The sequence below is a fragment of the Nocardia sp. FDAARGOS_372 genome, assembly GCF_002554515.1.
Lineage (GTDB): Bacteria > Actinomycetota > Actinomycetes > Mycobacteriales > Mycobacteriaceae > Nocardia > Nocardia farcinica.
In genome coordinates this window covers 2,165,903-2,191,494 of sequence record NZ_PDDW01000001.1, presented here as the reverse complement: position 1 = coordinate 2,191,494, position 25,592 = coordinate 2,165,903, and the positions used below count along the sequence as shown (strand labels likewise).

Annotated in this window: 15 protein-coding genes and 1 pseudogene; 10 read left to right on the top strand and 6 right to left on the bottom strand. The window is 68.4% G+C overall.

Annotated features, from left to right (window positions below):
* Positions 1 to 231: 231 nt before the first annotated feature.
* A complete protein-coding gene (locus CRM89_RS10680) occupies positions 232 to 1,032 on the top strand; it encodes an HAD-IIB family hydrolase (RefSeq protein ID WP_172964481.1) in 801 nt (266 codons plus the stop codon).
* 96 nt (positions 1,033 to 1,128) lie between these two features.
* Positions 1,129 to 2,541, top strand: a complete 1,413-nt coding sequence (gene purF / locus CRM89_RS10675) for an amidophosphoribosyltransferase (protein WP_229434679.1) — start codon at positions 1,129 to 1,131, stop codon at positions 2,539 to 2,541.
* A 71-nt stretch (positions 2,542 to 2,612) separates the two neighbouring features.
* Here the strand turns inward: purF and CRM89_RS10670 are convergent, their stop codons facing one another.
* Both CRM89_RS10670 and CRM89_RS10665 read right to left on the bottom strand, forming a co-directional pair.
* Positions 2,613 to 5,009 carry an FAD-dependent oxidoreductase gene (locus CRM89_RS10670; protein ID WP_098083881.1) on the bottom strand — a complete coding sequence of 799 codons (2,397 nt, stop codon included), beginning with the start codon at positions 5,007 to 5,009 and terminating at the stop codon, positions 2,613 to 2,615.
* Positions 5,006 to 16,081, bottom strand: a complete 11,076-nt coding sequence (locus tag CRM89_RS10665; RefSeq protein WP_098083880.1) for a type I polyketide synthase — start codon at positions 16,079 to 16,081, stop codon at positions 5,006 to 5,008. Before CRM89_RS10665 ends, CRM89_RS10670 begins: the two co-directional genes overlap by 4 nt.
* A gap of 405 nt (positions 16,082 to 16,486) precedes the next feature.
* On the opposite strand from CRM89_RS10665, the gene CRM89_RS10660 reads away from it, so the two are divergent.
* Genes CRM89_RS10660 through CRM89_RS10645 form a run of 5 tightly spaced genes read left to right on the top strand, consistent with a single transcriptional unit; the run spans position 16,487 to position 19,468 of the window.
* On the top strand, positions 16,487 to 17,797 hold the full coding sequence (locus CRM89_RS10660; protein WP_127516131.1) for a hypothetical protein: 1,311 nt from the start codon (positions 16,487 to 16,489) through the stop codon (positions 17,795 to 17,797).
* A gap of 35 nt (positions 17,798 to 17,832) precedes the next feature.
* Positions 17,833 to 18,147 carry an MTH1187 family thiamine-binding protein gene (locus CRM89_RS10655; protein WP_098083878.1) on the top strand — a complete coding sequence of 105 codons (315 nt, stop codon included), beginning with the start codon at positions 17,833 to 17,835 and terminating at the stop codon, positions 18,145 to 18,147.
* A gap of 45 nt (positions 18,148 to 18,192) precedes the next feature.
* On the top strand, positions 18,193 to 18,354 hold the full coding sequence (locus CRM89_RS30905; RefSeq protein WP_172964479.1) for a hypothetical protein: 162 nt from the start codon (positions 18,193 to 18,195) through the stop codon (positions 18,352 to 18,354).
* Between the two features lie 20 nt (positions 18,355 to 18,374).
* Positions 18,375 to 18,755, top strand: a complete 381-nt coding sequence (locus tag CRM89_RS10650) for a hypothetical protein (RefSeq protein ID WP_098083877.1) — start codon at positions 18,375 to 18,377, stop codon at positions 18,753 to 18,755.
* Positions 18,683 to 19,468, top strand: coding sequence for a hypothetical protein (locus CRM89_RS10645; RefSeq protein ID WP_098083876.1), 786 nt, complete (start codon positions 18,683 to 18,685; stop codon positions 19,466 to 19,468). Before CRM89_RS10650 ends, CRM89_RS10645 begins: the two co-directional genes overlap by 73 nt.
* A 351-nt stretch (positions 19,469 to 19,819) precedes the next feature.
* Here CRM89_RS10645 and CRM89_RS10640 read toward each other — a convergent pair whose 3' ends face one another.
* On the bottom strand, positions 19,820 to 20,881 hold the full coding sequence (locus CRM89_RS10640; RefSeq protein ID WP_098083875.1) for a nucleotide-binding protein: 1,062 nt from the start codon (positions 20,879 to 20,881) through the stop codon (positions 19,820 to 19,822).
* Positions 20,882 to 21,184: 303 nt separating this feature from the next.
* On the opposite strand from CRM89_RS10640, the pseudogene CRM89_RS32250 reads away from it, so the two are divergent.
* The 3 genes and pseudogenes from CRM89_RS32250 to CRM89_RS10620 all read left to right on the top strand — a co-directional run.
* A pseudogene (locus CRM89_RS32250) lies at positions 21,185 to 22,048 on the top strand (IS3 family transposase); the annotation flags it as partial.
* Between the two features lie 84 nt (positions 22,049 to 22,132).
* Positions 22,133 to 22,471 carry a putative toxin gene (locus CRM89_RS32245; protein ID WP_280194238.1) on the top strand — a complete coding sequence of 113 codons (339 nt, stop codon included), beginning with the start codon at positions 22,133 to 22,135 and terminating at the stop codon, positions 22,469 to 22,471.
* Positions 22,468 to 23,091: a HEAT repeat domain-containing protein gene (locus CRM89_RS10620; protein ID WP_098083873.1), complete on the top strand. Its 624-nt coding sequence runs from the start codon at positions 22,468 to 22,470 to the stop codon at positions 23,089 to 23,091. The genes CRM89_RS32245 and CRM89_RS10620 overlap by 4 nt, the downstream gene beginning before the upstream one ends.
* Positions 23,092 to 23,107: 16 nt before the next feature.
* Here CRM89_RS10620 and CRM89_RS10615 read toward each other — a convergent pair whose 3' ends face one another.
* The 3 genes from CRM89_RS10615 to CRM89_RS30360 all read right to left on the bottom strand — a co-directional run bounded on the left by CRM89_RS10615 (position 23,108) and on the right by CRM89_RS30360 (position 25,310).
* Positions 23,108 to 23,518: a hypothetical protein gene (locus CRM89_RS10615; protein ID WP_127516127.1), complete on the bottom strand. Its 411-nt coding sequence runs from the start codon at positions 23,516 to 23,518 to the stop codon at positions 23,108 to 23,110.
* 356 nt (positions 23,519 to 23,874) lie between these two features.
* Positions 23,875 to 24,990, bottom strand: coding sequence for a site-specific integrase (locus tag CRM89_RS10605; RefSeq protein WP_098083871.1), 1,116 nt, complete (start codon positions 24,988 to 24,990; stop codon positions 23,875 to 23,877).
* The gene (locus CRM89_RS30360; RefSeq protein ID WP_127516125.1) at positions 24,987 to 25,310 is read right to left on the bottom strand and encodes a hypothetical protein; all 324 of its coding nucleotides are present in this window, start codon (positions 25,308 to 25,310) and stop codon (positions 24,987 to 24,989) included. The genes CRM89_RS10605 and CRM89_RS30360 overlap by 4 nt, the downstream gene beginning before the upstream one ends.
* Positions 25,311 to 25,592 lie beyond the last annotated feature (282 nt).

The following is a 25,592-nucleotide window of genomic DNA, read 5'->3' as shown; positions in this document are numbered from 1 at the left end:
GCCCGGGGCGCGGTCCTGGCTGCTCACCAACGTAAACGGGAAACGGCTGTCATACCCGTGGCCATAGCCGACATAGCGCAGCGAGCAGGTAACGGCGCATTCAGGCCGGTTCCGATGGACCGGATACGTATGCTAGGAGTTAACAGAGCTGCTGAAGGTGGCCGAGCTCGCGGTGACTGTCATTGGGAGGAATGTTTGAGCGGAGATCGGCGTCTCGGTGGGTGTGCGCGGATGGTCGCCCTCGATATTGATGGCACGATTTGTCCCCCCGATTCGTATCGGGATCCGAACGGGCACCGGCTGATAAGTGAGCCGGTGCGCAAAACCGTCGCTACTGCCGTCGGCCGTGGTGTCAAGGTTGTCCTCTGTACCGGCCGTACTGTTGCGGCGACGATTCCATTTCTCGATGAACTGAAAATCGGAACTGGACGAGCGGTCTGCTCGAACGGCGCTGTTATCGTCGATGCCGACTCAAGACAGGTTCTGAACTGCAACCAGTTCCATCTCGCCGAGCCCGTGCGGATACTACGTGAGCGAATCATCGATGCGATCTTTGTCGCCGAGGTTCCAGGCGTGGGTATCCTGGCAACGGACGAGACCTCGGATTCCGACACACATTTCGGGCCTGTTCAGCTGGTGCGGCTAGACGAAATCGCTGACGCCGTGTCGACGCGGCTGGCGGTGCACTGGCCTGGCCGCACTGCTAATGAGCTATCCACCGTTCTGTCCGATCTGCGGATTCCCGGCGTTCGCTGCTGGATCGATCCAGCGGAGACCTTCGCTGATCTGACTGCGGATGACGTGAGCAAAGCATCTGCTGCCGAGTCCATACGGGTCGATTTCGGCGTAGCGGTGGACAACACGATGGCGATTGGCGACGGGTTGAATGACCTCGAGCTGCTGCGGTGGTCCGGACTAGGTGTTGCGATGGGGCAAGCGCCCCTGCGCGTCCAGAACGCAGCCGACATGGTGTGCGCAGCATTCGAAGACGATGGGGTTGCGTCCGCGCTGAACGAGTGGCTCGGCGTGTAGGGCTGCATGCGCGGCTCCCGCGACGGCACCGGTTCGTCCACGCGATCGTGGCCACTGGCCTTACCTGAGTTGCGTTCCGCGAGTAGCCTACTCGCTGTGGACGACTCCCCCAAGGAGGCCTGTGGTGTTTTCGGCCTCTACGCGCCCGGACAGCCCGTCTCCCACATGACCTACCTCGGTCTCTTCGCTTTGCAGCACCGCGGTCAGGAAGCCGCCGGTATCGCTGTCAGCGACGGCCACAAAATGTGGGTGGACAAAGACACCGGCCTGGTGTCGACAGTTTTCGACGACCGCCGCCTACAAACCCTCCAGGGTGATCTCGCCATCGGGCACACCCGCTACTCGACGACCGGTTCCGGCGACTGGAACAACTGCCAGCCGGTCTACCGTGATGTGCGCCGGCACCAGTTCGCCCTTGCCCACAACGGAAACCTGGTCAACACCGCCGAACTATCCGAGCGCCTGGAGATGCCTTACGACGGCCTCGGCAGTGACAGCGCGCTGGTCGCCGAGCTGGTGGCCCGCGGGTTGTCGGGGCGTGAACCGCGTGGTGACAGTGAGGAGGTCATCGAGGCGTTCATCGCCACGCTGCCGCAGCTGCGCGGCGCGTTCTCGCTGGTGCTGTTGGGTTCGGACTTCCTGATCGGCGCTCGCGACCCGCAGGGGTTCCGGCCGCTGTTTCTGGGTCGGCTCGACGATGGTTGGGTGCTGGCCTCGGAAACCCCGGCCCTGGATGTCGTCGGCGCCGAGGTTGTGCGCGAGATCGCCCCGGGCGAGGTCGTGGTGATCGACGGCGACGGGGTCCATGCCCGCACGCTGCGTCAGCCGACAGCGGCGCCCGCGTTGTGCTCGTTCGAGTTCGTCTATTTCGCCCGGCCCGACGGCAACCTGTTGGGGCAGAACGTGCATCGTGTGCGGCGCCGAATGGGTCAGGCACTGGCCCGGCAAGCGCCGGTGTCCGCGGATGCGGTGGTGCCGATCCCAGAGTCGAGTGTGCCGGGCGCGCAAGGGTACGCCGAGGCATCTGGGATCCCCTTCGTCGACGGGTTCGTCAAGAACCGCTACATCGGCCGGACGTTCATCGCGCCGAACCAGGAGCTGCGCGCCAACGCGGTGCGGATCAAGCTCAACCCCATCCGGGAGAACATCGATGGCCAGCGCCTGGTGGTCGTGGAGGATTCGATCATCCGCGCGACCACGTTGCGCGAGACGATGCGGATGATGCGCGCCGCCGGTGCGGCCGAGATCCATCTTCGCGTGCTGTCCCCGCCGTACAAGTGGCCGTGCTGGTTCGGGATGGACACCACCGACCGGTCCAAGCTGGTGGCCTCACACATGAGCGTGGAGGAGATCTGCGACTACCTCGGTGCCGACAGCCTGGTCTACCTCGACATCGATGCGATGGTCGAGGCGATCACCCCTGGTAGCCGGGGTGGGCTGTGCACGGCATGTCTGACCGGTGACTACCCGATCCCGGTGCCGGATTCGGCGATCGTCGTGGCGAAGTAATTTCGGCGAGGCCACGACGACCGGGCCCGCCAGCGTCACAGCTGGGCGGGCCCGTTGTCGTAGGGGTGGGTTCAGCACAGCCCGAAGGGCGGTTTCAGGCACGGCACGGCGGTGGCGCCGGTGATCGGGGTGAAGGTGTCCTGGTCGATGGGGCTGTCCCAGGGTTTGCCGAGCACCATGTGCGCCGCGAGCCGGCCGATCTCGTCGGAGCCGCGAGCGCCGTGGCCGTTGCCGCCGACCGCGACGGTGAATGAGTCGTGGGCGAGGTGGCCGATGTAGGGGTATCGGGTGGGGGTCTTCTCGATGATGCAGGCCGCGTGCCGGGTCGCGACGGGCGCCAAGGTCGGCACCATCATGGTGGCCATGAAGGTCAGCATCGTCGCCTGAGCGCGGGTGAGGGTCTGTCCGGCGTACCAGCTGGTCATCTCGAGCGCGCTGTCGAGGGGCTGCACGCACGGCTGCATGCCAGGCTCGATACGCAGCCAGGCGTGCCCGTCGGGGTAGAGCAGCGGTGGCACCAGGTAGATCGAGGTGTTGGCGTCGCCGGTGTCGGCCGGGTCGACGGTGACCACCGGCGGAAGCCCGGCCAGAGCCGTGCGTTGGGCGTGGTCGACCCGCATCAGCAGGTTCGGTTCGGCGTAGGCCTGCATCGCCAGCTGCTCGGTGCCGGGGAGCAGGTTGTTGTGGTTGGTGAATGCGCCAGCGGCCACGAGGACCTTCTCGGCGATCACCTCGCGGCGGCCGTGGTCGTCGTCCAGGCGCAGGCGCCACCGGCGATCGGCGCGCCCGACCGCCCGCACGGCGGCGCGCAGGATGCGCGCACCGTGGTTCTGCGCCAGGGCCAGTTGTGCTGAGACGAGGCGACGCGGATTGAGATGCCCGGCGCGGCTGTGTTCGTAGAGTCCTTCCACTCCCTGCTCGAGCGGCGGCAGCCCCAGCATCGGGAATCGGGCGGCCAGGGCTGTTTCGTCGAGGCGTTGCACGGCGATGGCTTGGTCGCGGCACTGGGCGGCGATCGCGTCCGTGCGTTGCCGGATGGATCCGGCGAGCAGGACCAGCGAACCGCTGTCGGTGAAGAACCTCATCCCGGAGGCGGACTCGATTTCGCGGAACCGGTCCAGGGAGCGGGCATCGAGTTCGCCCCAGACCGGATCCCAGCCCAGGCGGCGGCAGATGCGTGCCTGGTCGTAGTGTGCGGCGAAGCTGTGCTGGTCACCGGCGCGGTGGTCGTCGGGTTCGCGGGGGCCGATGACGAGGGTGTCCGCACCGGCCTCGCTGAGGTACTTGCCGGCGGCGGCACCGAACATCCCGGCGCCGATGACCGCGACTTCCACGCGACGCGGCGCGTCACCCACGAGGTATATCCGCGAACGACGCTGTGGTGAAGGCTGTCTCGCGGTCGGGGTGGTGTCATCGAGGGCGATCGCGATCCGGTCGGCGAAGCGGGCCCGGTCAGCGGGGGTCATCTCGCTGATGTAGGCCGCGGCCGAGGCCAGGGCGACCAGGGCGGCGAACGGGCGTGCTCGTTCGTAGTCGGCCAGGCACGCCGACCACGAGTAGGACACCTCGGCGCGCAGGGTGAGGACGTGGTGGTAGTGGCGCAAGAGCTGTTCGTGCCAGGCGCGGCGCGCTCGCGGGGTCAGCGAGGTGGTGAGCAGCAGCGCGAGGTCGGTCAACGGGTTGCCCCACATAGCGAATTGCCAGTCGACCAGCCGCGCGGTGGTGGGCTGGGTGAGACCGGTGGTCGCGGTGAAGATGATGTTGGCCGGGCAGACATCGCCGTGGCACACCGCGGTCACCGTGCTGCGGTGCGCGTCGAGGGACGCTTGCCGGACGCGGTCGCGGTCGCCGCGTTGGGCCGCGGGGGCGCTGCCGGGGCGGGCCAGGCCGAGTCCGGACAGTGCTTCGGGAAGGTCATCCAGGCCGACGGTGATCGCGGTGATCAGTGCCGGCGAGCCCGCGGTGAGCAGCCACGGGTGCGGGCAGGTCGGCGTGCCGGTGACCGCGGTCAGCGAGTGCAGCGTCGCCAGGGTGGTGACCGCGGCGTGGGCCTGGCGGTAGCTCAGTCCGTCGGCCATCTCGGCGGCGCTGACGCCGTCTCCGAGGTCTTCCAGGGCGATGGCGCCGGTGCCGTCGCCGTGGCGGATGCTGCGGTAGCAGCGCGGGGCGATGGTGCGCGCGATCGGGCCGCACGCGGCCAGGGTCTGGTAGCTGGCGATCTCGCGGCCGAGCAGGTCGCCCTCGCGGGTCAGGTTCTGCCAGTGCCCGTCACCGGTCGGGGTGGTCTTGTAGATCAGCGAGTTGTCCCCACAGCGCAGCCGGTAGACCGCGCCCATCTCGCCGTCGGTGCGTGACAGGGGTTCGCTGGTGATGGGCTGATCGCTCGAGGTGGTCCAGCCCAGGGTGTTGCGGACCCAGTCGAAGCTGGTTTCGGGCATGCCCGGGAACTGGTTGGGCGGCAGGGTCATCGGGTTACCGTCGTTTCGTGGGTGCGCGGGTTCGGTGCGGGCAGCAGGCCTTGGTGGGCCAACCGCGTCAGATACAGCGGGATCAACTCGTGCAGGGGCGGGCAGCCGATCTGGTGTGCGGCCGCGATCGCGGCGCTGTTGTCGACGGCCAGGCGCGCGGCGCGCAGGTAGGGGTCACCGCTGGTCAGCAGCGGAACCAGGGGGTAGAGCGGGTTGTTGTGTTCGTGGCGCAGCCCGGCCAGGATGGCGTCCCACTCGTGCAGGGCGACGGTGCGCACCGGGTAGCCGTAGGCGCGGACGAGCTCGATCAGCTCGGTGTAGCTGATCGGGTCGGGGTGAGTGAGGTGGAAGGTGCGCGCGGCCGGTTGGGTGCCTGCTGCTGCCACGATGAGCGCGGCCGCGTAGTCGACCGGTACCAGGTCGATGGTGGCTTCGATGTCGGGGCAGACGCCGAGGGTGATGATGCCGCGCAGGAACCGGAGCAGGAAGTCGTCGACTTGTCCGGCGTCGCCGTCGGTGGCGCCCAGCAGCGCGCCGGGCCGGTAGATCGCCGCGGCCAGTCCACGGCCGCGGGCTTCGGCGACCAGAGTTTCGGCGTCCCATTTGGTTTCGGCGTAGCCGCCGCCGTAGAGGCTGTCGCGGTGGGCCAGGGGCTGGTCTTCGGTGATGCGGCGGTAGCGGTGGTAGCCGTAGGCGTCGAACACCGCGTCGGTGGAGACGTGGTGCAGGCGGGCGGGTCGGCGGGCGCAGGCGAGGGCGATAAGTTCGCCGGTGCCGGTGACGTTGGTGGGCGCGAGCCGGTCATAGGGGTGCAGCGAGTGCACGAAGGCCGCGCAGTGGAAGATGTCGCCGGCTTCGCTGAGCTGGCTCCAGCGGTGCGGATCGAGCCCGAGCGAGGGGCGGGTGAGGTCGGCGGCGACGGCGGTGACGCGCCGACGGGCGTCGGTGTTCACTCCGGCGCGGGTGAGCGAGTCGTGTAGGCGTCGATGGGCGTGGGCGTCGTCATCGGCGCGCACCAGGCAGGTGACATCGCCGCTGGTGGTGTCGAGAAGTCGGCGGACCAGCTGGGTTCCAAGGAACCCGGTAGCCCCGGTTACCAGAACGCTGCTGCGGCTGCCCTGCGCCGATCGGCCGGACAGCGAGACTGTCGGCAGGGCGGCGGGTGCCGGCGCGGTGGTGTTCTGGGGTCCGGCGGGGAAGAATCCGTGCTCGCGCAGGGTGTTCAGGCATTGTTTGGCCACGTCGAGGATGTGGGTGAGGTCGTCGTCGGTGTGGGCGGTCGACAGGAAGCACACGCGGGTTTCGAGGATGTAGATGCCGCGATGGGCCATCATCGCGAAGAACAGTTCGTGGGCCAGCGGGCTGCGGTGGAGGCGGTAGTCGTGTTCGGGGATGAACCGGAACAGCGAGGAGAACGCCACGATCTTCATCGCGAAGCCCTCGCGGCGGCAGAACCGGTTGAATTCGTCGACCAGCCAGGCGACCTTGCGTTCGAGGTGGTGCTGGATGTGGGGGCTTTCGCGTTCGAGAATGTCGAGCACGGCCGCGGCGGCGGCCATCGTCATCGGGTTCTTGTTGAAGGTGCCGCCGAAGAACGTCGTCGGGGTCGTCGGCGCGGAGACGGTGTCGCCGTAGACAAACGCGCCGCCGTCGACGGTGTCGAGGAAGCGGGCGGATCCAGCTACGGCGCCGATCGGCAGGCCGCCGCCGAGGATCTTGCCGTAGGTGACCAGGTCGGCGTCCACGCCCGACCAGCCCTGGGTGCCGCGGGGGCCGGCCCTGAACCCGGTGATGATCTCGTCGAAGATCAGCGCGGTACCGGTTGTGCGGGTGAGTCCGCGCAACCGGTGCAGGTATTCGGCGGGGGCGAGGTCGGGGCGGCGGCTCTGTACCGGTTCGACGAGTACCGCGGCCAGGCTCGGCCCCAGCTCGGCGATCACCTGCAACGATTCGTCGCTGCCGTAGTCGAGCACGATCACATCGCCCATCGCGCCGTCGCCGATACCGCGTGAGATGGGCAGCGACCTCGAGGTTCCAGCGGGCAGGGCCAAGGTGGTGTCGGACCAGCCGTGGTAGGAGCCTGCGAACATGACGAAGCGGGTGCGGCCGGTCGCGGCGCGAGCGAAACGCAGCGCGGCGTTGACCGCTTCGGTGCCGGAGTTGCAGAACACCGCCCGCTCGGTACCGGTGAGCCGGCACAGCTGCGCGGCGACCCTCCCGGCGGCCTCGGTCTGCGGGCCGATGTGGATGCCGCGGTCGAGTTGATCGCGCAACGCAGCGGTGAGTGCGGGTGGGTTGTAGCCGAGCAGGTGTACCCCGTATCCCATGGAGATGTCGAGGTATTCGTTGCCGTCGAGGTCAACGAACCGGGCCCCGTCGGAGCGGGCGGCCACGATCGGGTAGGTGATCTCCTTGAGGGCGGGCACGAAGCTGCCCGCTCGGCAGTTAGCCAGCACCGGCATCGACCGTGCCGCCGCCTGTTTGGAGGTCGCGGTGCGGCCGGCGTAGTCGGCGACGAACCCGGCCACGAACCGTTGCTGGGCGCTCGAGAGGTTCTCGGTGGCCGCTTCGGTGGCACTGTCCAGCGAGGCCGGTCCCTGCACGAGGATGGGTGCAGGCGCGCTCCCTTGTGCGGACGGCGCGGGTGTGGCCGGGGTGTGTGGTTGGCGCGGGCGTGCCGTGGCGGTGACCATCTCGATCAGCGCGTTCACGGTGACGGCCCGGTCGAACAGTTCGTCGAAGCTGACCGTGACGGCGTGCGTGTCGAGCAGGTAGTGCCCGATGCGGGTGTAGGTCATCGAGTCCGCGCCCAGGCCGGCCAGCTCACCGGCGGGGTCCAGATCCTCGGGGGCGTAGCCGAGCAGTTCCGCGACGCGGGCATGGATCTGCCTGGCCATATCCAGATCACCGACCTCGCCGGCCTGCGGCGAGAGCTGTTCGTCGGCGGGCGCGGGAACAGGTGCAGTGCCTGCGTCGGTGTCGGGTGCCGTCGGCGCGGTAGCCGCGCGGGTTGTGGTGGTGCGGCGGAACGGGTAGCCGGGCAGGCTGATCCGGGCCGGGGTGGTGGGGTAGAGGGTGGCCCAGTCGACCTGCTGACCGGCGCACCAGGCGTGCGCGGCGCGGTGCGCGGGCCCGGCGGCCGCCGACAATGAGCCTGCGGTGTTGCTGCTGGTGATGACGTCGGAGCCGGTGTAGGTGCCTTCGAGCACACCGGCGAGCAGGGTGGCCAGCTCGGTGGGCGAGCTGGCGATCGCGGCGAGCCGCCACGGGTAGTGGTGGCGTCCGGTTTGCAGCGTGTAGGCCAGCTCGGCGGGGTCGAGGTCGGCCGACAGCGCGTCCGCCAGGCCGGCGACGGCGGCGCGCAGGTCGGCGTCGTCGCGAGCCGAGATCGGGAACACGAATTGCCCTGTACTGCGTGCGGTGTGACGTGCTGGGGCGGCTTCGAGGATGATGTGGGCGTTGGTGCCGGACATGCCGAACGCGGAGACTCCCGCGATGAGAGGGGCGGCGGGCGGCCACGGGGTGAGGGTGCGCGGCACCGCCACCGGCAGGGTGTCCCAGTCGAGGTTGGTGTTGAGCGGTTCGCAGTGCGGCTGGGCGGGGATGGTCCTGGTGCGCAGTGCGAGGACGGCTTTGATCAGCCCGGCCAGCCCGGCGGCCTCCTCGAGGTGGCCGATGTTGGCCTTGACCGACCCGATGAGCAGCGGGGTGCCGCGCCCGGCGAACACCGTGGCCAGCGCGCCGAGCTCGATCGGGTCTCCGAGTTGTGTTCCGGTGCCGTGGGTTTCGAGGTAGCTCACCTGGTCGGGGATCACCCCGGCATCGCGCAGGGCCTTGTAGATGACGGCGGCCTGGGCGCCGGGGTTGGGCACGGTCAGCCCGGAGCTGGGGCCGTCGTGGTTGAGCGCCGAGCCGCGCACCACGGCGTGGATCGGGTCGCCGTCGGCGAGTGCGGCATCGAGACGTTTGAGGATCACCGCGGCGACGCCTTCGCCGCGGCCGAACCCGTCGGCGGCCGCGGAGAACACCTTGGACCGCCCGTCCGGTGCCAGCGCGCCGGTCTTGCACAGCTGGACGGTTTCGACCGGATCGATCAGCAGTTTGGCGGCGGCGACGATCGCGGTGTCGCATTCGCCGCGCCGGATCGCGCTGATCGCGGTGTGCACGGCGACCAGGCTCGCGGAGCAGGCGGTGGCCAGCACCATGCTCGGGCCGTGGCAGCCCAGCAGGTGCGACAGGCGGCCCGCGGTCATGCTCAGCGTGGCGCCGGTGGCCACGTGCGGGTCGGTGCCCAGGTCGGCGGGGTCCAGGCGGCGCAGGTGATCGTTGAGGAATTCGTCGCCGCCGACGAAGACGCCGGTGTCGCTGCCGCGCAACGTGGTCGGGTCAATCCCTGCGTGCTCGAGCGCATGCCAGGTCGTCTCGGCCAGCATCCGGTGCCGGGGGTCCATCCGGGCGGCTTCGGCCGGGGATATACCGAAGAAGGCGGCGTCGAAGCTGTCGATGTCGGCGAGGGTGGCCGCGTGGCGCACGGTCATCTTGCCGGGTGCGGCCGGGGACGGGTCGTAGTAGGCGTCGATGTCCCAGCGGTCGCCCGGAATCGGGGCCAGTACGTCGGTACCGGCGCACAACTGCTCCCAGAACCCGGTCACGGTGTCGGCGCCGGGGAACCGCAGCGCCATCCCGATCACCGCTACCCGGTCACCGGTCTCGGCATCTTCCCCGGATTCCGCGCCCGCGCGGTCGCCGGACGTCGTCGGCGCGGCGGTGGGTGCCGGGCCCGGACCGGGCCCGGCTGCGGCCAGCAGGCCGGTCAGGTGCCCGGTGAGGGCGGCGATGTTGGGGTGGTCGAAGGCCACCGTCGCCGGGAGCGAGACACCGTAGTGGTGCTGCAATTTCGTGCGCAGGTCCAGCGCGCTCAACGAGTCGAGCCCGAGGGCGGTCAAGCCGCGGTGCGGGTCGACCTCGGCCGGGTCGACGCCAAACAACTCGGCAACGAGTCGCGTAACCGTCTGTGCCACATCGGATTTGGGTGTCAGCGGGGCGGCCGGCGCGGGTGTCGGCCGGGTGGCCGGGGTGAGGTGGGTGAGTGCGGCCAGGACGGGGGTCGGGTAGGTGCGGGTGGCGGCGAAGCGGTCCCAGTCCACCGTCGCGATCGCGATATGTGGGCCGGTGCCCGGCAGCGCGGTCAGCGCGGTGACCGCGGCGGCGGCGGGGTCGAGCAGCGTCTCGCCCTCAGCCTGGATGCGCTCGCGCAGTTCGGAGGCGAGTCGGCCGGTCATCCCGGGCCCTGCCCAGCTGCCCCAGCTGACCGCGAGGGCGGCCAAGCCGTGGTGGTGGCGGTGGCGGGCCAGATCGCACAGCGCGCCGTTGGCGGCGGCGTAGACGGCTTGGCCGGGGTAGCCGATGGTCGCGGCCAGCGAGGAGAACAGCACGAAGAAGTCCAGTTCCCGGTCCCGGGTCAGTTCGTGCAGCAGCCACGCCCCGCCGACCTTGCCCGCGAGCACAGCGGCGACGCGCCGGCGGTCCTGGTGCAGCAGGATCGCGTCGTCGAGCACTCCTGCGCAGTGCACGATCCCGCGCAACCGGGCCCCGAGGCGGTCGATGAGACCGGCGAGCAGGTCCGCGTCGGCGACGTCACCGGCCACCACCTCGACCTCGGCCCCAGATGCTGCCAACTCGTCCCAGGCTGCGGGGTCGGCGGCGTGGCCGCTGCGGGAGAGCAGCACGATACGGGCGGGGTGGCGGCGGGCGATCAGCAAGGCCGTGCGCAGCCCGAGCGCGCCGAGGCCGCCGGTGATCAGGTAGGTGGCGTCGCTGCGGACCGGGACCGCGTCGACGAGCCCGCTGCCGGTGGCGTCGCGGGTGGTCAGGCGCGCGTGGTGCAGTCGGCCGGCGCGGACCATCCATGCTTCACCCGTGTCGGGCCGGTGCAGGCACGAGATCACCGCGTCGATATCGGCCGCGGTCGGTGACAGGGGCATAGTGACCGCGCCGCAGGTCAGTTCGGGGTGTTCGGCGGCGATGGTGCGGGCCAGGGCGGCCAGCGCGGTGGTGCGCACATCACCTTCGCCGGTGGCCAGCCACAGCCCGGCCACCGGCACCGTGCCCGAGGGCGCGACGATGTTGCGCGCGAGATCGATCATCCGCGCCAAGGCCTCGGTGGGATCGACGCCGGTGCAGGTGACATCGGCGAGGACGATCTGGAGCCGGGTTCCGGCGCCGGACAGGCGACCAAGCTCGCTGGCCAGTTCCCCGGCGTTGGGCAGGTGCGTGGGGCTGGTGCGCAGTTGCGCGCATCCGCGTCCGTTCGCGCGCAGCCCGTCGACGAGCCGGGAGGCCAGGTCGCCGGGTGGGCCGATGACGACAACGGTACCCGTCATGGCGCTGGCGGCGGTCTCGGATGCGGGTTCCCAGGTCAGGTCGAGAAATTGTGGGGTCACGGTGTCGGTCTCCGATGGCGAGGGGTCAGCGGCGGTGTTCGCGCTGGCGGGCAGGGTGTCGGCCGGGCGGTCGATCCAGTGGCGGCGCCGTTGGAAGGGGTAGGCCGGTGCGGGCGTGCGGCGGCCGGTGCGCGGTGCCACGGCCGACCACGTGATCTCGGCGCCGCCGGTGTAGAGCCGCGCCAGCGCGTCGTAGGCGGCCAGCGGGTCGCGCGGGCTCATGCTCGCCAGCCAGCGCCGGGCTTCATCGGGCAGGACGCGGCGGCCCAGCGCGGACAGGGCCGGGGTCGCGCCGATCTCGAGGAAGGTAGTGGCTCCCGCTCGGTTGGCGGTGGTGAGCGCGTCGGCGAATCGGACCGGGCTGCTCAGGTGCGCCACCCAGTAGTCGGCCCCGAAATCGGATTCCTGGGCCAGCGCGCCGGTGCTGGCGGCGATCAGGTCGACGCGGGGGTGGTGGTAGGTCAGCGATTCAGCGACGCGCCGCAGTCCGGCCGCGGCGGGGGCCATCAGCGGGGAGTGCAGGGCGCGTGAGACCGCCAGGGCCCTGCTGGGGATGCCGCGGCGGTCGCATTCGGCGATGAGCTGATCGACCGCGGCCGGTGCGCCGGAGACGACAACGGTATCGGGGCCGTTGATCGCGGCGACCGCCATCGAGTCGGCCCACGGCGCGATGAGGGTTTCCACGGTGGCCGCCTCAGCGGCGAGTTGCACCATTTTCCCTGGCGGGGTGAGGTTTTCGACCAGTTCGGCGCGGGCGGTGACAAGTGTCAGCGCGTCGGGCAGTGACAGTACCCCGGCCAGCGTGGCGGCGAGGTATTCCCCAAGGCTGTGCCCGATCAGCAGGTCCGGGTGCACGCCCCAGGACCGCCACAGCGAGGCCGTGGCGTAGCCGAGCGCGAAGATCGCCGGATGCGCGCACGTCGGGTCCGAGAGACGCGCGGCTGGGTCGGGTCCGTAGTGCAGGTCGGTCAGCGAGCTCCCGCCTTGGGCGGCGACGATGCTCGCGCACTCGCCGAAGGCCTCCCGGAACACCGGCTCGGCCTCATACAGGCTGCGCCCCATCTGCGGGTACTGCGAGCCGTATCCAGTGCACAGCCACACCAACGGCCCAGCCCCCGCCCCGGCGGGCTTGCCGAGATCCGGGCTGGTGAGCAGCCGATCCAGCTCGGCGCGCGCGGCGGCGGCGGCGGTGGCGGCGATCGCGGCACGATACCGGCGGTGCCGGCGCGTGGCCGCGGTGTAGCAGAGGTCGGTGAACCGGTCCGGTTCCTCGTCCAGCAGACGCCGGTAGCTCGAGATCAGTTCGCGCAGCGCGGCCGGGCTGTGTGCCGAGACCGGCAACAGCTGCACGGGCCGCTCCGGCAGCGGCGAGCCGGCCGCGGCCGGAGCGGGAGCCTGTTCGAGGACCACGTGAACATTGGTGCCGCCCATACCGAACGAGCTCACCCCGGCCCGGCGGGGACGGTCTGGTTCGGCGGGCCAATCGCGCAGTGCGGTGTTGACGTAGAACGGCGTGGCGGGCAGGTCTGCGGCGGGGTTGGGGGTGGCGAAACCCAGGCTGGGTGGTATCTGGCGGTGGTGCAGGCTCAGCGCGGTCTTGATCAGCCCGATCACTCCGGCGGCTTCGTCGAGGTGTCCGAGGTTGGATTTCACCGACCCGATCGCGCACCACTGACCGGCCCGGTCGGTGCTGGTCCGGAACGCCCGGGTCAGGGCGGCGATTTCGATCGGGTCGCCCAATCGTGTTGCGGTGCCGTGGGTTTCGACATACGAGATGTCGTCGGCGGTGATTCCGGCGGCGCGGTGCGCGGCGGTGATGGCCTCGGCTTGGGCGGCCAGGCTTGGGCCGGTGTAGCTGGGTTTGTCGGCGCCGTCGTTGGTGACCGCTGATCCTGACACGACCGCGTAGATCCGGTCACCGTCGGCCAGCGCCTTGGCCACAGTCTTGAGCACGACCACGCCGAGCCCGTTGCCGAACACGGTGCCGTCGGCGGCGGCGTCGAACGGGCGGCAGTGCCCGTCTCTCGAGACCATCAGGCCGTCGCGCCACCGGTAGCCGGTGGCCTGCGGGGTGATGACGGTGACCCCGCCGGCCAGGGCGGCGTCGCATTCTCCGGCGAGCAGGGCTTGCCGAGCCAGATGGACTGCGACCAGCGAGGTCGCGCAGGTGGCCTGGACATTGATGCTGGGGCCGCGCAGTCCGAGCAGATGCGAGGTCCGCATCGGCAGATGGTCTCCGGCATTGCCCGCCTCGGTGCGCAGATCGGCGGCCCGGTCGAAGTTGCGGTGACTCAAGAACACACCCGGGCCGAGCGTAGGCAGGACGTTGTTGACCAGGTAGGTGCTCATCGCCGACCCGGCGAACACCGCGACCCGGTCGGAGTCCAGGCCAGCATCCTCGATCGCCTCGACAGCGGTTTCCAGGAAGAGCCGGTGCTGGGGGTCCATCACGGCGGCCTCGGCGGGGCTGATGCCGAAGAACTCCGCGTCGAAGTTCTCGATGCCCTCGAGCTGGGCGGCGACCGGCACGAAGTGCGGGTCGCTGGTCTGATGGGCGGGCAGGGCCGCCAATTCGGCGCTGGTCAGCGGCGCGATCGATTCGACACCGGCACACAGGTTCGACCAGAACCGGCGCAGGTCGCCCGCACCGGGCACCCGGGCGGCCATCCCGACGATGGCGACCGCGTCACCGGTGGCGCTGACCGGGGGTGTGAGGGCGGCCGGGCGGTCGGGGTCAGGCTGGGACAACTGTCGGGCGACTGCGTTGATGGTCGGTTCCCGAAACAGCAGGCCGGCCGGGAGCGGCCGCCCGAATTCGACTTCGAGGCGCTGGTGGGCGTGCACCAGCAGCAGCGAATCGGCGCCGAGGTCGGTGAAGGCGGTATCGGGGTCAAGCGAGCTCACCTCGAGCAGGTCACACCAGATCCGGGCCACGGTGGCCGCGGTCTCGGTCAGCGGCCGGGCGCGCCCGTCGGCCGCAGCCGCGGCGAGTTCGGGAAGGGCGTTGCGGTCGAGTTTGCCGCTGGGGGTCAGCGGCAGCGCGGCCACGACGTGCACCACTGCGGGTACCAGGTGTTCGGGCAGGGTCGCGGCGGCATGCCGACGCAGCTGCGCGCCCAGATCGGCGGTTTTGGTGCCGGAGGCGGGCACGACGTAGGCAAGCAGGCGGGCATTGCCGTGAGCTGCGCGAACGCCGACGACGGCGCATTCGCCGACCGCGGGGTGCTCGGCCAGGGCGGCTTCGATCTCTCCGGGCTCGACGCGGAAGCCGCGGATTTTGAGCTGGTTGTCGGCGCGGCCGATGCACTCGATGACCCCGCCGCCGGTGTCGCGGCCCAGATCGCCCATCCGGTACAGCCGTGACCCGGCCGGGCCGAACGGGTTTGCGACGAAGCGCTGCGCGGTCAATCCTGGTCGGCGGTGGTATCCCACTGCGAGACAGGCACCCTCGCAGTAGATTTCGCCGACCCTGCCGGGAGCGACCGGGGTGAGGGAGTCGTCGAGGATGTGCAGGGCCATGTTGTCGACGCTGGCGCGGCCCACCGGCGCGACCGCGGGCCAGGTGGCCGGGTCACCGGCGAGGGTGTGGGTGGCGACGTCGATGCACTCGGTGGAGCCGTAGTGGTTGTGGATCACGGCCCCGCTGCGGCGGGCGAACTCCCGGATCGCCGGGGTGATGCGCAGGACCTCCCCGCCGACGATCAACTCCGTCAGCTCGGTCGGGACTTCGGCGGCGGTGGTCGCGGCCTGGGCGACCTGCTGCAAGGCGACAAACGGCATGTACCACTTCTGAATTCGCTGCCTGCGGGCAATTTCGAGCAGCGCGATCGGGTTGGTGCGGGTGCCCTCGTCGAGGACGACCAGTGTCGCGCCGGTGGCCAGGCCAGCGAAGATTTCGTGGAAGGCCACGTCGAAGCTGATCGGCGAGTAGAGCAGCACCCGCGTGCCGGGCTCGGACAGCCACACTCGGCGATGCCAGCTGAGGAGGTTCGCGATCGCCTCATGGCTGACCGTGGTCCCCTTCGGCCGACCGGTGGATCCGGAGGTGTAGATCATGTAGACCGGCGCCTGCACAATCAGATTCGCGCCCGCCGCGACGACAGTCGGGAAGGGCGCGATCACCGTGCCGTCGGAGGTGACCGAAAGCGACCGAACTTGCCGCAGAACCGGTTCCAGGCCTGCCCTGTCGCTGTGACCAGGGCTGGTGATCACGATCGCGGCGCCGGAATCGGCCAGCATGAACGCCACCCGTTCCGCGGGGTATGCCGGGTCCAAGGGGACCACGACACACCCTGCCTTCACCACCGCGACCACCGCGACGACCTGTGCGATCGACCGGCTGACACACACCCCGATCATGTCCCCGACGTGCGCACCGGCTGCGACGATCTGCTCAGCGAGTTGACCAGCGCGTTCATCGAGTTCCCGGTAGGTGACTGCCATCTGGCCGTCCTCTACTGCGGGAGCATCACCGTATTCACCGACCGCTGCCGCCAGCAGCTCGGCGACCGGGCGAGAGTCGAAGGCGGCCCACGACCGTGATTGTGACGGCCGTTCCGTATCGACGGGCGGGACTGGTCTGTGCGCCGCGCCGGCCAGCGTCGGCACCGGCTCTGGGGAGATCGTCATCGAACGCCTTCCTGTCGTAAGCTGCCCACCGCAGCCCGCGCCACCGCGCCCGGTGAGGGTGCAGGTGGTGCAGGGCTTCGTGGGAGGCTGCGGCCGATAGCCCGCGTGTTTTCGCCTGGACGGCGAATCGGCCGCCTCGAATGCCGCGAGCCGAAATGGCCAGTTGGGCTGTGCTACTCGATCTTTCGATCCTGACAGGTGACCGGGTCGGCCCACCACAGCAGTTCTCCCAGCAGACTCACAGTCGCTGGAATGCTGTGGATTCTGCTGGGTCGGGTGGTCGCGTCACGCGATGCAGTGGATTGGGCGAAAACCGAATCTGCTGGGTGGACGAACCGGCACGATGGAGTGACGGTGGTGCGGCTCGAGCAGCCGTCTCGGTGACTGCGCGGGAGGTGGGTGATCGTGACCCGGCTGAGTAGAAATCACCTGCTGTACCAGTCCATCCGCGACGCCGGATGGACCTATGAGGAAGTCGCCGACAAGATCAACGATCTCGTCGAGCGGTCAACCGGACGTCGTGGGCTCTACACCGGTGACTCGGTGTTACGGCTGGTCAACGGGTCGGTGTCGTGGCCCCACCTTCGCTACCGTGAGGCATTGTGTCGGTTGTTCGGCGTCGCACCAGGTCAGCTCGGATTGGCGAACCCCCGGACCACCAGCGTCCGGGTCAAGGAGGTCGATGTGGATCGGCAGGAGTTCCTGCGGACACTGGCAGCCGTCCCCGTCATCGCAGCCCTTCCCGCACCGCAACCAACGATCCGTTCGACCGAGCGCAACGTGCCGCGGTGCGTAGGTATCGAGCACGCTCAGCGTGTCAACGCCTGGGCCGAGGAGTTCCGCCAAGGCGACGACGCCGGAAACGGCGCGTTCGAGGGCATGACCGTGCAGCTCGTGCGTGCCCGCGAATTTCTCCAGGCGACGATGCCTCCGCCGGTAGAGCGGGAACTCAAGGCCGCGGTCGCAACCCTGCACCGCGTTGTTGGCTGGGCCCGGTACGACCGCGGCGACCACGCCGGTGCCCTGAACGACTGGAACGAAGGCTACGACCTCATCGGCGACGACGGCCCCCGGTGGCTGCGGGCAGCTCTGTTGACCTGCATGGCCCGCCAGGCGATCTACCTCGGTCACCTCGATTACGCCTTGGATAAGCTCGGCATCGCGGCGATCCGGGCGGACAAGCTGTCGCTGCTTCGACGAGCCGATATCACTGCGGTCAAAGCTCGAGCGTTCGGTGCCCAGGGCAACCACCGCGAGTGCGTTCGCGCGGTCATCGAAGCCGAGTCGCTTTTCAACGAAGCCGCCGACGAAGACCACCCCGACCTGGCGCACGAAGGATTCTCCACCTACTACAGCGCCGAGCTGCTGGCCGCCGACCTCGCGCACGGCCTGTTCACTCTGTCCTTTCAGCGGGGACTCGAGCTCGGGCCGACCATGACCAAGCTCGAAGCCGCACGACGTCTGCCCGACGCCCACGCACGATCTCGGCTGCGCAGCACCGCCCAACTGGCCGCCCTGCATCTGCGCCACGGCGACCCCGAACACGGCGTCGTCCTTGCTCACGAGGTACTCGCCGACGCACGAGGCACTACCTCAGCACGAGTAATTCGAGACATCTGCCGCATCCACCGACTCACGACAGACTCCCGGATCAAGACCAGCGGCCCCGTCGCCGAACTCTGCGACAAGACCGCTGTGCTGCTGGATAGTCTCTGATCTGTATGACGGCACCCAGCAGGAGGAGAACAGCCGTGCTCGCAGCATTCTCGATAACACCAGTCGGCGCCGGTGAAGATGTCGGCGCTCACGTCGCCGCCGCAGTTCGGGTCATCCGCGCCAGCGGACTTCCGAACCGGACGGCGGCCAGCTTCACCGAGATCGAAGGCGACTGGGACGAAGTCATGGCCGTCATCAAAGCCGCCACCGACGCTGTCATGGCGACCGCCGGACGCGCCAGCATCATCATCAAGGCTGACCTTCGTCCGGGCCACACCGACACCCTGAATACGAAGCTCGAATCCGTGGAAAGACACCTCACGGCGCAGGAAACTGAGAGCGAGCAGTAGGCGTGCACCTATCAGGGCAGTTGCGCGCAATCGCAGCCGAGCTGGGTGGCATTGCTGCCGACGCCACCCGGATATTTCGACAGCAACGGGGTCAGCATGTGCATGATGGGCAGTCGTGACAATCTGCGCGGCGGCGGCATCCTGAGCTGGTTCTATGTGAAGAACCGCGTGCATGACAACGACCGCTTCTACGTCAGAGGCTCATAACCTTCGAAGGAGCACATCCAGTGACCGAGACCGGGACCGTCCAGGTCGAGCACCACCAGTTCCTGCTCGCCGCCACCGACACCGACACCACCGCGGTTACCGGCGAGGGAAACCTCTGGGCCGCCCCCGGTTTCGTCACCGTCCTCACCGGAACCGCCCACGGCCCGGCCACCCTCACCCTCGACAGCACCGACGAAGCCGACACCGCGACCGAGGATTGGGAGGTGGTCGAGGAGACCGTCATCGATTCTCCCGAACCGCTGCGGGTGATCGGGCTCGACGAACATGTGCCCCCGCAGTTCGCACCATCCCACCCGGACGGTGGCGCGTGCGGGTCCACGCCCGCGGCCGTGACACCCACCCCGATCTCGACGTCACCGAACCCGCCGAGACGTACCTGATCACCCTCACCCCCACCACCGACCCGACCGGAACCATCACCACCCTCACCACCGGCCACGCCGACGGCGGTACTGCCAGCCGGATCCCGGTCATCGACTACGAACAGGTATGGGTCCCCACCCAGGAAGGGGGCTACCGCGCGGTCCATCGCGACAGCCCCGAAGCCCACGCCGTCTACGCCACCCGCGGCCGATGGGGCGGGCGCCCACCCACCGGCGCCATCCTCGACGACCCCGCCGTCCGGAACGCGGCCTCCGCGGTGGCCGACATTGACCGCAACCTCCTCGACGCCATCACCGCCCTGCCCCCACAACAACAGTTCGCTCTCGCGCGCCGGTGCGCACGCTGGGCGTTCGAGCGTGCCGGACTCAGCCGGATCCCCGACTTCGGTAAGGCGCTGGACGCTTTGGACGAAGGCCGTGAACCACCGGCCGGGTTGGCCAATCACTCGCTGTCCTACCACCGCCTCGCCACCGATCCCACGATAGAACTCACCCTCGTCCCGGATTCGGGGCACGATCCAGCATCGTCCCGCAGGTCGAGGCGATCGCCACCTACGAATACGCCCGCCTGGCCGAACCGCTGCGAGCAGCGCTGGAAGCTGTGCGCTTCGCCGCCGAGACCTACGGCCAGCACCACCAGGAACTTCTCGACCGCATCCGCGACGACCTCGCCAACCAGTAAGTACCAGCGCCCGACCTTTCGCCGGTGAACAGCGCACACCGCCGACCGACAGGCCGACCGAGCTACTGGCTCATGCCGGGCTCAACCTGGCCTCTGCCTACCACCCCCCTCGACGGAGCGGTCACCACCGCCTGGCTGGCCGCGCTCACGACCCTCACCGTGATCCTGCTGGCGCGACCCGGGGGATCAGCACGCTCGGTAGCGGCAGCAGGCAGCGGTAGCAGAGTTAGGGACGGCGGGGGCGAATTCGACGATGGCGACCGAGAGTTCGGCGACGACGCGGGTGGCGATCAGCTGGGGAACCGGGTCGACCGGGTTGGTGCCCCTCGACGAGGAACGGAAAGGTCTGCTACCCGGCGAAGCGGGGATGAGAGCCTTATCATTGATCGAGCTGATTCGGCAAGGTGAGGGCAAGTAGCGAAGCAAACAATTCGATCATGCGGAGATCGAGGTCATCGACGTCGAAGTGCCCGTCCGAACCAACCGCGAGTATGCCGCCGTCCCCGGAAGCGGGTCCGACCGGTGCGCACAGGTAGGTCGAGTTGTCGCAACCCTCCCGAAATACCCACCAGGGGTGCGGACGAGATGGTGAGTGCATCGACGCAGTACTGTTTGCCCATGATTTGCCAGCCAACCCTTCGCCCCAGGAGAAGAAGTAGTGCTTGTGCAGGTCGCTCAGATTCCGGAATCTGTAAGCGCTCAGTCGCCTCGGCGGCTGCGGTTTAGGCCTTAGCCAGGCGACGTATACTTGAGGATCTTTCGTCGCGTACGCGTCCTGCAGCATCCCCAGGAGATTTCCCACCCAACGATCTTGAGAGTCGGGATCTGTGGTCAGCTTTTCGATACCCGCTGAACCGCCAGCGTAGGTTGTAGTCAGATCTGCGGCGTAAGCAATCAGTTTATCGATCGTCGCCTCCGACCTGCTCTCGGTCGAGCTTCGAGGCGTCATCTCGTCGACCTGGATACGCACGGCAGGCATCCGGGACCGTGCGTCCCGCATGGCCTCTCGAAGCAACACGGCTACCGGATTCAACGCGGCTCTCCAATTTCCGTCCGCCCGCCGCCGATATGGCGCATAGGTGATGCCGGACAGATCGCTGGGGAGCTTCGGTCGATCGTCGGCGGCGTACACGATGAAGGTCCGTTCAGGCCCGAGTGCGCCCATGAAGAGGCCCAATTCGAAGACGATATTGTCTCTTGGACTGGGATGGGTTGTACCGCGGGTAGTAATTTTATCCTCGCCCGCTAGCACTAGTGCGGCGAAGTCGTGCTTCGTGAGGGCGTCGGTGAGATCCTGTAAGGCCGACCGCCCCAACCCAAAGGTGCCTTGGTTCCAGACGGTTGCCTCGCAGAAGTCGTTGGCGATCATCTGTAGGTATTCGGCGATCTGCAGTGACTCTCCGGATGATCCTATGAATAGACGAGGGACCAGGGATTGCACTGTTCAAACCAACCTCTCGGTATAGGAAGGGTTGTCCTAGAATTCAGCGTACTGAAGGGGCTGCTGCACGGATAGGTGACATCGATCTGGCCTGCCGGAAGGTGGGCCTGGAAGGGTGGTTCCGTGCCCAAGCCGTGTTCGCAGGAGTTCCGCGAGGACGTGTTCCGGGTGGCTCGTAACCGTGAGGACGGGGTGACGCTGGAGTAGATTGCCGCTGGTTTCGGTGTGCATCCGGTGACGCTGTCGAAATGGATGCGCCAGGCCGAGGTCGACGACGGGGATAGACCGGGCCCGACTCGGACCGAGTCGGCCGAGTTGCGTGATGCGCGGCGTTGTATCCGGTTGCTGGAGCAGGAGAACGAAGTGCTGCGCCGCGCCGCGGCGTATCTGTCGCGAGCGCAGCTTCCGGGAAAGGGCTCTACCGGCTCGTGAAAGATCTTGCCGCCGAACGGGTTCTCGTGGCGGTGACGTGCCGGGGTGCTGCAGCTCGCTCGCCAGCCGTACTACCGGTGGCTGGCCGAACCCGTGACCGCTGGCGGACTTGCCGCAGTGTATCGGGCGAATGCGTTGTTCGACGGGCATCGAGACGACCCCGAGTTCGGATACCGGCTTCTGGCCGAGGAGGCCCGCGAAGCGGGTGAGGCGATGGCTGAGCGGACTGCGTGGCGGATCTGTTCGAACAACCGGTGGTGGACCGCGTTCGGCAAACGACGCAGCGGCAAGAGTTGGAAACCGGGGCCGCCGGTTCACGATGACCTCGTCCGCCGGAACTTCACCGCCGATGAGCGAAACCGGCTGTGGCTCAGCGGCATTACCGAGTGTCGCGCCGACGAAGGAAAGCTCTGTCTGTGCGCGATCAAGGATGTGTTCTCAGGCCGGATCGTGGGCTACTCGATCGACTCACGCATGAGGTCCAGGCTCGCGGTCGCGGCCCTGCGCAATGCGGTTGCGCGTCGCGGTGAGGTCTCTGGCTGCATCCTGCACACCGACCGCGGGTCTCGATTTCGTTCCCGCCGGTTCGTCCACGCGCTCAACCGTTTCGGCATCTCCGGGTCGACGCGCCGGGTCGGCGCGGCCGGCGACAACGCCGCGATGGAGAGCTTCTTCAGCCTGCTGCAACGCAATGTCCTGGATCGGCAGCGATGGGACACGCGCGAACAACTACGGCGCGATCGAATTCGAAACCATCATGACCCCAGCAGCCCCACAGGCCGCTTAATCGCTATCACCACATCATGCAGCAGCCCCCCGTTGTCCGGCGGGACGGCGCGCCGCAACAAGCTCGAAGGAGCCAAAGGCGAAGCGCGTGCCGGGATCGACCCGGTCAAACCCAAGGAGTCCTTCGTCGGATCCACCGGCGCCCGACGTGTCCCCGACGACATCGACCACGGCCAGAAGCGGCTCACCGAGGTCAAAAACGTTCAACAGCAGAGCCTGACTGAGCAGATCAAGGATGATCTGATCTACTGCCAGACAAATGGCTACGAGTTCGTCCTGATCACCGACACCAACACCAAGCTCACCGCGCCCCTGCAAGGGTTGGTCGACCAAGGAAGGATCAAACACGTCACGATGGACCTGCAGAGTTGACTCCCACCGACGAGGCCGCAGCTACCCGCCTGCTCGAGGACTACCGGCGCGCCGGCGGCTACGCCCACACCATCCTCGACATCCCCAACCGCTCGATCACCCTCGAGATCATCGCAGTCCTCGCCTCGTGGCTGACGGAGTTGGAGACCCGCTGGCCGGGGCCCGAGACCGAGGGCCGCGACCTGGCCAGACTCAGCATCTGCCGAGCGCTGGGGACCAAGGAATCCCGCAAGACCGCCGCCGTGCCCGCGCTGATCTCCCAATTCGATCACGCGAAGGACACCATCACCGAACGCAGCCGCAGCGCAGCAGGAATCGCCCTCTATGACATCCCCGCAGGCAAGGAACACTTCGACACGCTCGCAGCCATCGCGGCCGACCGCAGATTCGGCCGAAGCCGCGCAATGGTCATCGCGTGGCTCGGTAGATCGCGACACCCCGACGCGGCCGCGATCGCTCTGGCCCAACTCGACGACCCAAGCGTCCAAGGCAGCGCTCTGGAAGCCTTGTCGAAGCTACGCGCCCAAGGCGTCCGAGAACACGTCGAACCGTTCCTCAACGCCGAATACGCCTCACATCGGCGATTGGCCAAGCGAATCCTGCACTACGACCAAGGCTGACCCGGCGGGGGTCGACTCACCAGATAACCGGCTCGGTGCGATAGCCCTCGAGCGCGCCGACCGACACGTTCCCGCCGCGGACCGCATACGGCTCCAGCACACCTATCGCCGGCCCCTCGGCATACTCTAGATGCACCTCGATCCCGCTCGAACCGCTTGCCGGCACCGCCACGTCCACGACCACCGCCGCCGCGCGAATCCGACGCCGCATCGAGCGCAACGCCTCCACAGCGCACTGCTTGGCGGTCTGCGCATCCTCAGCGACAGCGTTGACCACGTTGACGCGACCATCAAGGCCGACCGTCATCGCGAACGGGAAAAAACCACCCCGCTCCGCCAGATGCTGCTCGGCCAGCGACAACGCCGTATCCAGCAGCCCGTCCAAGTCGTTCTGCACCAACTCTGGAGCGCTGTCGCGCCAGGACATCCAACCTCCCACCTCGCGCGCCGCTCAACACATACTCCGACGCCACACTCGATCCTATCCGGCTCGCCCCTTCACTCGTACCAAGCCGTCGGGCGGAGAGGATCATTGCGAAAAAGCTCCGGTTGTCGCACGTCCGACTATGTGGTAGGGCCCGTTGCTTGCGGGTCTGATCTGCTAAGGAGTCTGATCGTTCATGGCGAGACCATCGGCGGTGCCAGCCGAGGAGAAGGTCCGGATCGTGTTGTCGGTCCTGGCCGGTGAGGTGACTGTCGCCGAGGCTGCGCGGCGAGCGAAGGTATCCGAACAGTCGGTGGGGAACGGAGTGAGCTCATACGGTTGAGTTGTGGTTCGACGGGTTATGCGCGGGCGGGGAGTAGGGGCGGGTGGTTGTATGGGTTGTGGGTGGGTGGAGTGGCGAGGGGGTGGGGTTCGCCGGTGAGTGTGGCCAGGGCGTGGGCGATTTCGTCGATGGTGGCGCGGGTGTAGATATCGATGGCGTTGCCGTTGTTGCGGTCGGTGTGTCCGGCGTAGGCGCGGGCGACGGCGGGTCCGTAGTTTCGTTCGACCCAGCGCAAGGTGGTGTGGCGCAGCCAGTGGGTGGAGACGGCGTGGTCGGTGATCCATGGCAGTTGGCGGGCGAGCCGGTTCCAGAGGACGTTGTAGCGGCGGATGCCCAGGGGCAGGCCGTTGCGGTAGCGCAGGAGTCGTTGGTTGCGGTCGGGGGTGATGGGGTGGCCGTTGCGGGTTCGGGTGGGAAGTTGATCGGGGGCCGGGGTTCTGGCGTGGCGGTGGTGATCCAGTGCGCGTGCCAGGGAGGGAGAGATGGGTTGCCAGCGGGCGAATCCGCCTTTTTCGCGGACCTGGATCACGCAGCGGGTGAGGTCGAGGTCTTGTGCGCGCAGGGTCAGAATGCCTGCTCGGCGGCAGGCTGTTTCGATGTGCAGGCGGATGATGAGGGTGTCGAGGGCTGGATCGTTGCCGCCGGTGCCGACGGCGGCGCAGATCTGGGCGAGTGCGTCGTGGGGGAGGGCGCGGCGGGTGGTGGCGGGGCGTTGGGATTTGGTGAGTTTGGTTGCGGGGTTGTCGGCGGCGGTCAGGAGGCGGTCGTTGACGGCGTGTTGGTAGAGGCAGCGCAGGGCGTGGATGCAGTGGTTGGCGGTGCTGATGCCGCCGCGGTCGGTGCTGCGGCGCAGGCGTTGTTCGCGCACGGTGTGGACGAAGGTCAGCAGTTCGGAGACGGTGGGTTCGTCGAGTCGACGCTCGGGCCAGATCTCGAGCAGTTTGTTCCAGTAGGTGCGGTAGTGGTCGCGGGTGACGGTGGCGGGCATGGAGTTGTAGACGATGGGGATGTACTGGGCGAAGGTCGGGACCGACGAGGTGGCGACGGTGAGCAGGTGGACGGGTTGGATGCCGAGGCCTTGCAGCAGTGTTCTGGCGGCGGCGAGTTGAGCGGGTGAGACGGGGGCGCTCATGCGGGGTGGTTCTCCTCGAGCGGGGCGGTCCAGGGGCGCAGCAGGGCGGCGACGGCGGTGGGGGTGAACATCAGCAGGGTGGCGGCGGTGGGGTCGGCGGCCAACAGGAAATCGTCGGCGTCCTGGACTGCGAGATCGCGGCGCAGCCGCGCGCGTAGGCGCAGGTGGGCTCGGTTGTCGATGTAGACGGTGTCGTCGCAGTCCTGACCGGGGGTCAGGGTGAGGACATCCTCGTCGAGGCGGACCTCGAGTCGCTGGCGTGGCGGCCATCCCAGGTAGTCGAGCAGCGGGCGGGCCATCAGGCGACCGGACTTGTCCATGCGGCGCACCTCATAGCGGATCGGCGGGCGCCGGGGTGCGTCGGGGTCGATCAACGGCGGGAGCGGCAGGGGAGCCCGCCACGTGGTGGTCGGCGGGACAACGCCTGCCGACCGGAGGTCGTCGACCACACGCGGGACGGAGTCGTGGGCGCGGGGGATGCCGGAGACGAGGCTCGGTATCATTGCGCCACCGCGGTTTCCGGGCGTCGCGCCGATACCCTGGTTCTGGTGTCGATGGGGCGGACTGACACGCCAGCGACGTGCAATGACGGTGCCGTGGAC

What these genes read in the sequence shown, in the direction of transcription:
- CRM89_RS10615 (WP_127516127.1), bottom strand. Translation starts at nt 23,518, where the DNA reads ATGTCCTGGCGCGACAGCGCTCCAGAGTTGGTGCAGAACGACTTGGAC.
- CRM89_RS10665 (WP_098083880.1), bottom strand. Translation starts at nt 16,081, where the DNA reads ATGACGATCTCCCCAGAGCCGGTGCCGACGCTGGCCGGCGCGGCGCAC.
- CRM89_RS30360 (WP_127516125.1), bottom strand. Translation starts at nt 25,310, where the DNA reads ATGGACAAGTCCGGTCGCCTGATGGCCCGCCCGCTGCTCGACTACCTG.
- CRM89_RS10670 (WP_098083881.1), bottom strand. Translation starts at nt 5,009, where the DNA reads ATGACCCTGCCGCCCAACCAGTTCCCGGGCATGCCCGAAACCAGCTTC.
- CRM89_RS10680 (WP_172964481.1), top strand. Translation starts at nt 232, where the DNA reads ATGGTCGCCCTCGATATTGATGGCACGATTTGTCCCCCCGATTCGTAT.
- CRM89_RS10605 (WP_098083871.1), bottom strand. Translation starts at nt 24,990, where the DNA reads ATGAGCGCCCCCGTCTCACCCGCTCAACTCGCCGCCGCCAGAACACTG.